This window comes from Candidatus Woesearchaeota archaeon B3_Woes (genome assembly GCA_005222965.1).
Lineage (GTDB): Archaea > Nanobdellota > Nanobdellia > Woesearchaeales > B3-WOES > B3-WOES.
The window spans coordinates 739,063-751,590 of record NJBG01000001.1 but is presented as its reverse complement, the minus strand read 5'-3'; the positions used below and the strand labels follow the sequence as shown (position 1 = coordinate 751,590).

General features: G+C 28.5%; 14 protein-coding genes. 7 read left to right on the top strand and 7 right to left on the bottom strand.

All coding sequences use genetic code 11. The features are described from left to right. The first annotated feature begins 2 nt into the window (after positions 1–2). Positions 3–1,355: a hypothetical protein gene (locus tag CEE44_04085; protein TKJ17683.1), complete on the top strand. Its 1,353-nt coding sequence runs from the start codon at positions 3–5 to the stop codon at positions 1,353–1,355. Positions 1,356–1,745: 390 nt separating this feature from the next. Here the strand turns inward: CEE44_04085 and CEE44_04080 are convergent, their stop codons facing one another. From CEE44_04080 to CEE44_04065, 4 genes are all read right to left on the bottom strand, one after another. Beyond that, entirely contained in the window at positions 1,746–2,408 is a 663-nt protein-coding gene (locus tag CEE44_04080) for a hypothetical protein (protein TKJ17682.1), read from the bottom strand. Next, positions 2,405–3,028, bottom strand: a complete 624-nt coding sequence (locus tag CEE44_04075) for a hypothetical protein (protein TKJ17681.1) — start codon at positions 3,026–3,028, stop codon at positions 2,405–2,407. Before CEE44_04075 ends, CEE44_04080 begins: the two co-directional genes overlap by 4 nt. 222 nt (positions 3,029–3,250) lie before the next feature. After that, positions 3,251–3,718, bottom strand: coding sequence for a hypothetical protein (locus tag CEE44_04070; protein ID TKJ17680.1), 468 nt, complete (start codon positions 3,716–3,718; stop codon positions 3,251–3,253). Next, positions 3,696–4,286, bottom strand: a complete 591-nt coding sequence (locus CEE44_04065; GenBank protein ID TKJ17679.1) for a hypothetical protein — start codon at positions 4,284–4,286, stop codon at positions 3,696–3,698. Before CEE44_04065 ends, CEE44_04070 begins: the two co-directional genes overlap by 23 nt. A 273-nt stretch (positions 4,287–4,559) precedes the next feature. Between CEE44_04065 and CEE44_04060 the strand changes: the two genes are divergently transcribed. From CEE44_04060 to CEE44_04050, 3 genes are read left to right on the top strand one after another with little or no spacing between them, the layout of a single operon-like run. Next, positions 4,560–4,910: a hypothetical protein gene (locus CEE44_04060; protein TKJ17678.1), complete on the top strand. Its 351-nt coding sequence runs from the start codon at positions 4,560–4,562 to the stop codon at positions 4,908–4,910. Next, complete coding sequence (locus CEE44_04055) at positions 4,898–5,263, top strand: hypothetical protein (protein ID TKJ17677.1); 366 nt, start codon at positions 4,898–4,900, stop codon at positions 5,261–5,263. The genes CEE44_04060 and CEE44_04055 overlap by 13 nt, the downstream gene beginning before the upstream one ends. Beyond that, positions 5,256–6,320 (top strand): hypothetical protein, encoded by a 1,065-nt coding sequence (locus tag CEE44_04050; GenBank protein TKJ17676.1) that lies wholly within the window; start codon positions 5,256–5,258, stop codon positions 6,318–6,320. Before CEE44_04055 ends, CEE44_04050 begins: the two co-directional genes overlap by 8 nt. An 84-nt stretch (positions 6,321–6,404) precedes the next feature. On the opposite strand, the gene CEE44_04045 is transcribed toward CEE44_04050, so the two are convergent. The 3 genes from CEE44_04045 to CEE44_04035 are packed head-to-tail and all read right to left on the bottom strand — an operon-like array spanning position 6,405 to position 9,775. Then, on the bottom strand, positions 6,405–6,971 hold the full coding sequence (locus tag CEE44_04045; GenBank protein TKJ17675.1) for a hypothetical protein: 567 nt from the start codon (positions 6,969–6,971) through the stop codon (positions 6,405–6,407). Between the two features lie 35 nt (positions 6,972–7,006). Then, positions 7,007–8,056, bottom strand: a complete 1,050-nt coding sequence (locus CEE44_04040) for a hypothetical protein (GenBank protein TKJ17674.1) — start codon at positions 8,054–8,056, stop codon at positions 7,007–7,009. A 6-nt stretch (positions 8,057–8,062) separates the two neighbouring features. Continuing rightward, the gene (locus tag CEE44_04035) at positions 8,063–9,775 is read right to left on the bottom strand and encodes a threonine--tRNA ligase (protein ID TKJ17673.1); all 1,713 of its coding nucleotides are present in this window, start codon (positions 9,773–9,775) and stop codon (positions 8,063–8,065) included. A gap of 93 nt (positions 9,776–9,868) precedes the next feature. Here CEE44_04035 and CEE44_04030 point away from each other — a divergent pair, with 93 nt between their 5' ends. The 3 genes from CEE44_04030 to CEE44_04020 are packed head-to-tail and all read left to right on the top strand — an operon-like array spanning position 9,869 to position 12,458. Further along, on the top strand, positions 9,869–10,504 hold the full coding sequence (locus tag CEE44_04030; GenBank protein ID TKJ17672.1) for a hypothetical protein: 636 nt from the start codon (positions 9,869–9,871) through the stop codon (positions 10,502–10,504). Next, positions 10,501–11,229 carry a hypothetical protein gene (locus CEE44_04025; GenBank protein ID TKJ17671.1) on the top strand — a complete coding sequence of 243 codons (729 nt, stop codon included), beginning with the start codon at positions 10,501–10,503 and terminating at the stop codon, positions 11,227–11,229. Before CEE44_04030 ends, CEE44_04025 begins: the two co-directional genes overlap by 4 nt. Beyond that, on the top strand, positions 11,214–12,458 hold the full coding sequence (locus CEE44_04020; GenBank protein TKJ17670.1) for a hypothetical protein: 1,245 nt from the start codon (positions 11,214–11,216) through the stop codon (positions 12,456–12,458). Before CEE44_04025 ends, CEE44_04020 begins: the two co-directional genes overlap by 16 nt. Positions 12,459–12,528 lie beyond the last annotated feature (70 nt).

Here is a 12,528-nt window from a genome sequence, read left to right as displayed (position 1 = left end):
AAATGAAATATATAAAAAGTTATAATCCCTTTAATAATAAAATTATTGGGAAATTAGGTTGCGATTCTAAAATAGATATTGATAAAAAGATAAAAAAATTAAGAAAGGGATTTGTTTACTGGTCACAGTTAGAACTTAGTAAAAGAATCTCACTACTTAGAAGTGTACCAAGAAAGATTTTAGAAAAAAAAGAGGAAATTGCTAAATTAATTAGTTTGGAAATAGGTAGGCCGATAAAAGAATCGTTAATATCTATAGATATGATTGTATCTAGGTTAAATTTTTTTTTGAATAATTCTGAAAAATATTTCAAAGAAGAGAAAATAAAAATCGATGAAAAAACAACAAATCATATAATTTTTGAACCAATTGGTGCTGTTGGTGTTATAACTGGTTGGAACTATCCTATAAATATCCCTTTATGGAGTATTATACCTGCTCTTATTTGTGGAAATGTTGTAATGTTCAAACCATCTGAATTATCTCCTTTGTGTGGTCTGAAAATAAAAGAAATTATGAGATCTGCTGGGATCGATGAGAATATATTCTCTCTTGTAATGGGTGGTTCTGAACAAGGAAATTATATAACGAAAAGTAATATAGATATGATATCATTTACAGGAAGTTATAATGTTGGCAAAAAAATATACCAAGTTTCATCAACAAATATTAGAAAACTCATTCTTGAATTAGGTGGTAATGATGTGATGTTAGTTTTGCAAGATGCTGATGCTAAATACGCGATTAAAAATTTAATCATGGGTTTCACAAAAAATTCTGGACAAGCCTGTAATAATGTAAGAAAAGTTTTTATTCATAAAAAAATAAGGAATGATTTTATTAATGACTTAAAAGAAGAAATAAAAAAACTAGAAATGGGTGATCCTCTTAATCCAAATATAAAAATAGGTCCTTTAAAGACCCAAAAACAAATAAAAAAAGTTAAAGAATTAATAAGTAATAAGAATTACAAATTGGTGTATGGTGGGGAGTTTAAAAAAAATATTTTAGAACCCACTATCTTATCCGTAAATTTGAAACGTGTGATATCACTAAGGGAAGAATATCTTGCACCTTTAATAACAATTAGTGAATTTAATGATATAAATGATGTCATATCAATTGTTAATTCTTATGAAACTGGTCTAACAGCATCTGTCTGGACAAAAAATATTAAAAAAGGAAAAGATGTTGCCAAAAGATTAGATTATTTTACTGTTGGAATAAATAAAATAGGGGGCTCCTCCGATCAATGTCCATGGGGTGGAAGGAAAAAAAGTGGATTAGGATTTATTTTTTCAAAGATGGGTTTTATACAATTTACTAATGTGAAAAATATAAGAATCGTCAAATAATCCACTTCTTTTTACTAAAAGCAAAATAAACCAAAAACAAACATTGCAAGAATTGTTAGTGTGTACATTATGAAGTTTGGTTCTGGTTCTTCTTCTAAGTTTTGAATTGTTTTTTAGATAGATTCGTTTTCTTCAATAGCTTTTGTATCATTTTTTAGACCATGTGTTAATGTTAGGAGAATCCAGTCTGGGCACAGTCTTAAAATAGAAACGTTAATAAAGGAGGACACCGTCATCTTTTCCATAGTGCTCAGACAAGATAGGTGGTTAAATATTTCTCTTGGTTATTTCTATTGTTTTCTAGAGATGTGAAAGCCGATTACTAAGGCTGTTGCTGTTAAATTTGGTTTATTATTAAGTAAAGATTATATATTCTGAATTAACTCTGGGCTAAGTTTGTTTCTTTTGTTTATCTTCTGCTTGTTCTTTAACTATTTCAAATAAATCATCTAGAACTTCTTTTGGAATATTTATTTTCATTTTGTATTTGAGTTTCTCTAAAAATTCTCCTAAATCAAAAGCAGCAGTATGTCTTCCAAGTCTTATCTGTGTTTTCGCTTCATTAATTAGAATGTTCCAATCTATTTTTGTACTATTGATCATTCTTCTTGCATCATCAATATCTTTCTTTCTATCAGTAGCACATTTCATTAAAATAAGGTCGTGAGGATTCGCAATCTTTAAAAGAAGATTATTATTAAATTGATGAGTTTGTTCTGCTCGTTCCATCATTTTCTTAGAAAAATCAAAATCAATCACATGCATTACAAAAAGATCCAATCTTTCATCCCCTAATGTAAACATTTTTGGTTGATTTTGCTTTGTTCCATACACTATTACTGAATCCATCTCTCTGTAGCCAATTTCTTTAACAGCTTTCTCAAATATTTCACGATCCTGCTTGTTTTCGAATACAAGGTCTATGTCAAGAGTGGAATCTTTAAATCCAAGGAACATCATTGCAGTTCCCCCAATAGCATAAGCTGTTATTGGTTTCTTTAATCTTCGTGAGATATTAAGAAGTAATTTTTGTTGTGCTTCTATTGAAATCATTTTTTGTAAGCCTCCATATCTTTTTTATTAAAGGGGAGATATATTTTCCACATTTTCTCAATATTTTTGAAATCATCAGATTTTAATTCTGGGATAACAGATCTCCATTGATAATCTTTTTTTGGCAAGGCATTATTTCTAAATCTATTTGTCATTCTTCTTGTTAGCATTATTCTTCTAGCAACATCATAAAGAGCGCCTACCTGTCTCTCAATATGATTTTTCTTTGCTAGTTGATATAGACTAACCCAGTCGTCAATTTTCTTAAATAATATTAAAGCTGCAAGTATGATCCTAAAGCTTTGTGTTTTAATTGCATAAACTAATGTTTCTTCAAGGGTTGGTTCTTTTCCATAAATCCTGTATGTTTTAGGAGTTGATATTTTTATAGGGGAATGCTTATTTATGATTTCATAATAACTAATTCCTTTTAATCTATTTTCAAATGATATGTTGTATACTCTCTTATTGTTGCTTAATTTTTTAGTTTTGACATAACCTATTTTGCGCAACCTATGAATGTAATAGATAGCTTTCTCTTTGTTTACGCTTAACGAATCCATTACTGTTTCAATGGTTTGAATTCCTTCAAGTTTTTTGAGAATTTCTTCATTTTTCATAGTTAAATGTAGATATATCTAGTATATAAATTTTTCTATTTTATTTATAAAAAAGTTGAATGTAGCGCGAAAAGTATATAAATGAGCTATATTTTTAGGATGTCGGAACTAGAAATATATAGTTGAATATTTTTCTCAAGAATTAATTATTTCTGCTGTTTTCGGCTGATGTGGAAGGCTATTGTTGTTATAATAAAAAGATTTTAAGTTTTTCAAAAACTTCTAAAATCCTTTAATTTTCTTTATTAGTTTAGCTATCTTATCATTATCTAGTTTATCTAAAGATCTTCTTATTGATATTAAAAAATCTGATAACTTTCCAAAATCAATATTAACAGGCTTATTTTTAAGGTAATACTGGTTGTCTATTCTTAATTCCTTATCGTTTTCCAGAATTTTAGCTGTTCCTTTTTCTATAATATCTTCATCTTCAAAAAACTTCACTAAAGCTATAGTGCAATCATGAATCTCGCACTTAATTCCTATTTTCATCAATACAGAATAAACAGCAAAATACTCAATATAATATTTTGTAGTTGCAAGCCACATCTTTGATTTTGTTTCTGTGATGTTTCTTAAAACCCTTAAACTTTCTTCTGCATTTTCATAATACTCTTCACTAAGATTATTATTAGGATCTTGAAGCTTAATCCCTCTTCCTTGTTTTTTACACCATTTTATTTTGTTCATATAATCCTCCAAAAAATCTTATAATCTGCTCAGTATTATTGATAATAAGGTGTTTTTTATATATTTCTTTAGTTAAAGTACTAGTTAATTTATTTAAATTGTTAATTTGAACTTTGTGTATTTTTTTATTATAGATTTCCTCAAACTCTTTTATATTTTTATTAATATTTGCTTTTCCAATAATAAGTAAATCAATATCTGATTCTTTCTGAAGTTTTTCTACTGATGATCCAAAAATAAGAAAAGTATTATTTGTAAAAAAAGAAGAAAGTTTTTCAAATAAAACCTTTAAAAGGGTTTCTTCTTTTAACCTTTCTATTAATATTTCCTTTTCAGCAATAACCAAATAATCATATATTTGTTTATTTTTAAAATTAAGGCTATACTCAATTATATTTTTTCTTTCGTTCTTAGTTAATATTCCTTCTTTTACTAATTCTTTAATATAAGATTTTATTGTTTGATGGGGTTTTTTTAATAAAACCGCTAATTCCCTTAAATAATATTTTTTATTGTAATCATCACTATATTGAGCTATAATTTTAGTTTTAGTAACTTTTTTTACCATTTGGTAAAATTAATTACTTATCCTTTATAAAACCTTTCTTTTAATAATATTTAGAAAAATAGATTGTTAAATTTTTTCTCAAGAATTAATTATTTCTGTTGTTTTCTTGAGATGTGAAATGTGATTACTAAGGCTGTTGTGATAACAAAAAGAAAATTTGTTAAGTGATTATTGTTTTCTAAATCTTCCAGATGAATCACCACAAATTATTTATAGTTACTATGCTTTACATTAAATATTAATCAATAGACTGAAAAACTTTTGGGGAACAAAATGGAAAGTCAAGTTTTAGAACAAATGTTGGAACTTGTTCCAACAACCGGACAAGCAAAAAGGTATGAAACAATAGATGTGTATACAGCAGGAACAACTGCTTTGTACTGTATATGGAACTCAATGTGTGACTGTCCTGCTGGAAGTGAAATGGCTGGAAACGTTGGACAGATTCCAGGTTTACCATCAAGTCCTATAAACCCTGTTGTTATTCCTTATGGAAACCAAACTGGGTTGGGTGGTGATGTCCATGACACCTTTAAAATAGATAGGTATGACAATCCTTACGGAGGACATACTTCAATAAAAATTCCAGGAGTAGAACTAGTTAGAGTACCATGGGAGAAATAAAAAAAATTAAACTTATTGGACTTGGAAATGAAAATAGAAGAAATTATTTCAAGTTCTCTAAAAATGAAATAGAACAATTTTTCTACATTTTTCCTATTTTTTTAGAAAAACTAAATCTCCAAAAAACATCTTTTTTCTATGAGGAAGCACATCCAATTATGTCTATAGGAAGTGAGAAGCATAAAATTGATAAAAAATATTCAGGAGTGGAACATACAGAAAACAATCAGTATGATGTGGACATAATCTTCTTGCCAGAAACAATTGAAGTAATTATTCGAACCGACGAAGCTAGCAGAAGTGAACTTATAGATGAAATAAAAAAAATAGCAGATTATTCGGGATTTGACTAAATTAAAAATGTCATCATTAGATTCCCTACTATTCGAAGCATCTTCTTTCATTTCGTCTGAATTCGACTTACAATTACAACAATCTCAACTTAAACCTTATTCTCCAGAAAATTGGCAACATTTTTGTCAAGTTAATGGTTTTGATGTGAATAGTGTTGGTTTGTATGTTCCTGCTTCTTATTCTGCTTATGTTAGAACTGATAGCCCTGTTTTAATTTCAAATGTTTTTCATGAGTTTTTTGGTCATGGTTTGTTTTGTGAACATTCCCAAATTGGCAAACAATTAGTTGATATCATTCAGAGTAATGGCGATGAAGGATCTTTTTTGTTTGATGAAGTTAATTCACAAGAACAATCTCTGGGTTTGTGTAAAACAAATATTGATAATTATGAAGGGTTTGCTGTATGGCTTGAAGCGTTGCTTTGTGAAGAAACTGATAATGTAAGAATATGGCAATTGAAAAAAGATGGATTGCCAGAGGATTATGTATCTTTGTTTGAATTTTTTCATGATGCTGAATTAAGACTTACAAGATTTGGTTTTATGTCTCAGCTTGGATTTCCAAAGTTTTATGATGATAACAAAGTTATAGATGTTGTTAAAAAATTATATGATTCTGCTTTTGATAATGTTGATTTTGTTGTTCTTTATGGCTCTCAAAAACCCGAGAGTGACATTGACTTATTTGTTGTTTCTTCTAATCCTTCAACTAATTTTTTTAATGGTTATCTTAATATTTATGAACTTAATAGAGAAGAATTCGCTCAATTATCTGATAATTTAGACATTGGTGTTACTGATCCTTTATTTGCAGGAAGATTAATTTATGGAGATAAAAATAGTTTTGAGCAATTAAAACAGAAAATATCTACCCAACGTATAACACAAAAAGCAATAGACCACAATATTACAGAAGCTGAAAAACAAAATTTATTTTTTGAAACTGATAAAAGAAGAATATTGTATATTGGTGGTTTTTTTCAAAATGCAGAACAATTAGGTTTAGGAAATAAACCTTTAACTTTAGCAACTCTTGAACAAATTTACAGTAAATAGTTTTCTCACTTATCAATAAAAGATTATGAATAGAGGAGATTTTTTAAGATTGTGTTAGGTTATTAAAACAAAGTAATTAATTAATTATTTCTGCTGTTTTCTAGAGATGTGAAAGCCGATTACTAAGGCCAATGCGGTTATAACAAAAAGATTTATAGAAATTAGAAGGAAACTTAGGCCATTTAGTTCTAGATTAGAAACAACATAACCAGTTATTAGATTTGGTTTTGGTTCTTCAACAATAACATATCCATTAATACCGAAATTGGCTTCTAGAATTTCATAAATACCAGGTTCATTAAAAGTATACTCAAAAGTATCTCCATATTCAAGAGATTTTCTCATTGTTCTAAACAAACCTAATCTTTTATTAGTAATCATATGGCGTCTTGTGTCCATGTTTTTCCATATAACTTTTGTTCCTGTTTCAATTGTAATTTCTGTTTTGTCAAATTTGTTTCTAAAGATTTGAATTAGAACTTCGTTAGGGCCTAGTAGTTTTGGTTCTTCAACAACAGGTTCTTCAGAAACTTCTTCAACAGCAACTTCTTGAACTTCTTCTTTATTTAAGTAATCATATAAAGAAAAACCAATAGTAGCAATTCCTAATAATACAATAAGAATTAAAGCAATATCGTGTCTCTTTTTCATATTAAGCTATTATAAATAAAACTATTTATATGTTTCTATTTGTGCAAATAAACTGTACGGGTTGGAAATGGAATTCCAATTTGGGCTTTATTCAGATTATTATAAAGTTCTGTGATGGCTTTTTGATGAGTGGGCCATTTTTTGCTTAATTCATCAACCCAAAACATTATTTTGAAGTTTAAAGCAAAATCTCCCATTTGTGTAAACCATATTTGTGGTTCTGGATCTTTTAAGACTTCTGGAATCTTTTTAACAGTTTCCAAAGCTAATTTTTTTACCTGATCAACATCAGAACCATATTCAACTCCAAATTCTATATTGATCCTTATGGAAGGGTCTGGAAGTGTTTTGTTTTTAATTTGAGTATCGACAAGCTTGCCATTTGGTATTGTGATTATTTCATTATCCCATGTTTTAATTTTTGTGCTTCTAATACCAATGTCATGAACTTTTCCGCCCTCTCCTCCATCAAGTTTTATTACATCTCCAATCTTGATTGTTTTATCAAGTATCATGGAGATTCCCCCAAATATATTAGACAGGGTTGGTTGTAGAGCAAATGCAACTGCAAGGCCTGCAATACCTAGACTAGCTAGTAAAGGACCAACCTTAACACCCCATACATCAAGAATAAATAGCAATACTAACAAACCTACAACAATCCTAGAAACTTTATTCAACAATGAAACAATGTTATCATCAATTTCTGATTTTGTTTTTTTAGCAAAGGTTGTACTCCATGAATTAAGTAGTATGTTTAGAATATCAAAGACTATGTATCCTACTGCAATTATCACAAGAGATGAAACAGCATGATTAATATGCCCTAATGCTTTTTCAGCTACTGGTAAAGGGACTAAAGCCAACCTAATACCTACAAACAACAGTATGAAAGATATTGGTTTATTTATTTTTTTGATTATTAGATCATCTACTTCGGTTTTTGTTTTCGCAGTTATTTTAAGTATATGTTTTTCTGAAATATATACTACTAATTTTGATATAATAAAAAAGAAGACAAATATTAATAATGATTGTAGGTATTTGTAATCTGTTACATAAGCTGTAATTTGATTTATATCTATTTTAAATCACCTTTTTTTATTATTTTCTTCTAATAATTTTTTAATAAAAGAGTCAACTTTTTGAGCACCATGAACAACATTATCTCTTGTTCTAACTGTTATTGTTTTATCTTTTACTTCTTTTTCCCCAACTACTAATATATAATTTATTTTAGAGAGTTGAGCTTCTCTTACTTTTTTTGAGATTGATTCAGCGCGTTTATCAACTTCTACTCTTAATCCGGAATCTTTCATTTCTTTAGAAACTTTATCAGCATAACTATTGAACCTATCTGCAACAGTTAATATTCTTACTTGGATAGGACTTAACCATAATGGAAAATTTCCTCCATAGTGTTCTATTAGAATTCCTAAGAATCTTTCTAATGATCCATAGATAGCCCTGTGTACCATAACTGGGTGATGAGATTTGCCGTCTTTTCCTTCATATGTTAAGTCAAATTTTTCAGGCATGGAAAAATCAACTTGAATTGTTCCGCACTGCCATTTTCTTCCAATGCAATCTTTTAGATGGAAATCAATTTTGGGTCCATAAAAAGCTCCCTCTCCCTCATTAATCTTGTATTTTATTTTTTTAGCATTCAAAGCTTGTTTTAGGAATTTTTCAGCTTTATCCCAAATTTCTTTTGATCCCATTGCTTTTTCAGGTCTTGTGCTTAGTTCAACTTCATATGTAAATCCAAATGTTTTGTATGTATAATCACATAGTTCAATTAATTCAATTATAGAATCTTTTAATTGGTTTTCCTCACAAAATACGTGTGCATCATCTTGTGTAAATGCTCTAACCCTGAATAAGCCTGCCAAGACACCACTTAATTCGTGTCTATGGACTAAACCAAATTCTCCTGCTTTTAGTGGCAAATCTCTATAAGAATGTACTTTTGTTTTGTATATTAATAGATTGCCAGGGCAGTTCATTGGTTTTACTGCATAATCTGTTGTATCTATTTTTGTAAAATACATATTTTCTTTATAGTGATCCCAATGACCTGATTTTAACCATAATTCTTTATTCAGAATTATAGGTGTTCTGTTTTCTTCATAGCCTTTTCTATTCATCTCGTTTCTCATAAAATCAATTAATGTATTGAAAATAAAAGTTCCTTTATCATGGAAAAAAGGCATTCCTGGTGCTTCATCATGCATTGAAAAAAGATCTAGTTTTTGACCAATTTTTCTATGATCTCTTTTTTCAGCTTCTTGTAGTTGTTGAATGTATTTTTTTAGTTCTTCTTTTTCATGGAAAACGATTCCATAGACTCTTTGGAGCATTTTATTTTTAGAATCTCCTCTCCAATAGGCTCCTGATGTTTTTGTTAGTTTAAATGCCTTTAAAACTTTAGAATTTTCAACGTGTGGACCTTTGCATAAATCAGTAAAATCTCCTTGAGTATATATTGTAACTTTAGAACCTTCTAGTTCATCTATTAATTCTAGTTTATATGGTTCATCTTTGAATAATGTTTTTGCTTTTTGTTTGGTTATTATTTGTTTTTTGAATTCAAGATTTTGCCTTATGAGTTTGTTCATTTCATATTCTATTTTTTTTGTATCTTCAGGAGTGAATGATTTTTTAACATCAAAATCATAATAAAAACCACCTTCTATAGCGGGTCCTATTCCTAATTTTGTTCTTGGAAATAGTTTTTTTACAGCATGAGCTAGAATATGCGAGGTAGAATGTCTTAAAGTTGTTATATCTTCTTTTTTTGCCATATTGATTACTTGGGTTGTTTTGTTTATATATTTTGTGCTTATTTATTATAAAAACCAACAGATTTTTAAAAACAGATTTTCTTTTAATTTAACATGAGACAATTATTTATTGAAGCGAGATACAGAGGGAAGATAAAGATTAAGAATATAAGTAAACTTCCTCAGAAAATAGGTTTAGCTACAACAGTACAGTTTCTTGATCAGTTAGATGATGTTAAAAAACAGTTGAAAGGAAAAAAGGTTTTTTTAGGTAAAGGAAAGCAAAAATATAAATCCCAGATTTTAGGATGTGATGTTTCTTCTGCTAAAAAGATTAAAGATGATGTTGATGCTTTTTTGTATATTGGAACTGGTCAGTTTCATCCAATTGCTTTGGGTTTATTAGGAAAAGATGTTTATATTTTGAATCCTTTTGATGGAAAGATTAGTGAATTAGATAAGAAAAAGATTGAAAGTTATAATAAAAGAAGAAAAGGCGCTATGATTAAGTTTTTATCTAGTGAAAATATTGGAGTTTTGGTTTCAACTAAAATAGGACAAAAATATTCTATGAAAACCTTAGAATTTTTAGAGAAAAAGTACAAAGATAAAAAGTTTTATTTCTTTATTACAGATAATGTTGATATTAGTCAATTAGAAAACTTTCCTTTTATTGATTCGTGGATTAACACTGCATGTCCTAGGTTAGAAGGTGATTTTGGTTTTGTTAATATTTTAGATTTAAAATGAGAAGAAAAGTTTGTATGTCAAAAGGGCTTTTGTATAATCCTTATCTCAAAGAGGATTTTAATAAATCAATAAAACGAGTTTCTAAATTAGATATAGATGGTTTTGAATTTTTAGTAGGAGATGCAAGAGATCTGTTAAAGTTCAAGATTAAAAAAAGTTCGATAAAAATCCTAAAAGATCTTGATTTTAATACGGTTCATGCCCCTTTTGATTTAGGTGGCAAGGAAATGTTATTTTCAAAGAATAATGCAACAAAAAAAATACTAGATAAATTATATCATATTTATGATAAAATAGATGCTGTTAATTTGAATATTCACCCTCAACAAATAACTAATTTTAAAGTGTTTAATATAAAAGATTATCAACATAGTATAGAGAATATGGAAAAGTATCATGGTTTTAAAATAAAGGATTATGCTAAAATCTTAAAAGATAATGAATCCTTCAAACTTGTTTTAGATACTTCCCATTCTTCTGAAGAAGGCACAATAAATAATCTTTTTAAGAGATTTAGAAAAGATATTATTTATTCTCATCTTAGTGCTAGTTATTTTAATCATTTGCATTTACCTCTTCATTCATTAAGATTAGAATATATAAAAGGATTAGAGATTATAAAGAAAGGAAAATTTCCTATTGTTCTTGAATCGCAAATAGGTGCAAAAGATATTGATGAGTATGAAAAAGAGATAAGTTTTGTGAGAAAATGGTTGAACTCTTAAGCCCTATACAGGATTTTGTAAGTTTAGAAGCAGCTATTCAAGCTAGAGCAGATGCTGTTTATTTTGGGATTAAAGGAATGAATATGAGGGCTGGTGCTAAGAATTTTAGTCTAAAAGAGTTAGAAAAGGTTGTTAAAATATGTCATAAGAATAATGTTAAAGCTTATTTAGCAATTAACACAATTGTTTATGATGATGAACTAAATAAGATTAAAGAAATTCTTAAAAAAGCTAAAAAAGTAAAGATAGATGCAATAATCGCTTGGGATTTCTCTGTTATTAGTGATGCTAATAAATTAAATCTGCCAATTCACATTTCAACACAAGCATCAATTTCTAATTTTGAAGCTATAAAAATTTTAAAAAAGAAGTTTAAGAATTTTGAAAGGGTTATTTTAGCAAGAGAGTTATCTTTGGAGCAGATAAATAATATCATAAAGAAATTAAAAAAAGAAAAAATAAATGTTAAAATTGAAACTTTTGTGCATGGTGCAATGTGCGTTTCTGTTTCTGGAAGGTGTTTTTTAAGCCAGGAGGTATTTGGAAAATCTGCTAATAGGGGGGAGTGTCTACAGCCCTGCAGAAGAAAATATTTAATCAAATGTCAGAAATCAAAGATTTCTGAGCACCATCAGAAAAAAGAAAAGTTTTTTCTGAGGGATGTTGAGGAGAAGCATGAATTAGAAATAGGAGAAGATTATGTTTTAAGCCCAAAAGATTTGTGCGCTTTGCCTTTTTTAGACAAACTAGTTAAATCAGGGATTAGTTGTTTTAAGATAGAAGGCAGAAACAGAAGTCCAGAATATGTTAAGGTTGTTACAGATATTTATAGAGAGGCTATTGATAATCCTAAAGCAGATAAGAAAAAATTATTAGAAAAATTAAAGACAGTTTACAATAGGGGTTTTTCTTCTGGTTTTTATATGGGCAAACCAATAGACGAATGGTCTAAAACTTATGGAAGTAAAGCAACAAAAAAGAAGATTTATGTAGGGGTTGTGAAGAATTTTTATAAAAATGTTAAGGTAGCTGAAATTAAGATAGAATCTCATGGTGTAAAAATAGGAGATCATATAATGATTCAGGGGAATAAAACAGGAGTTGTTGAGCAAAGTATTAAGTCAATGCAAAAAGATCATAAAAGGGTAAATGGAATCAAAAAAGGATTTGTTGGTGTAAAGCTTGAGATGGTTGTGAGGGAGAATGACAGAGTTTTTGTTATTATTTGATTTTTGTCACAGAGAAGTAATCATTTTTCCGACGATAAAAAATAGAAACCTTTAAATACTAGTTTATGTT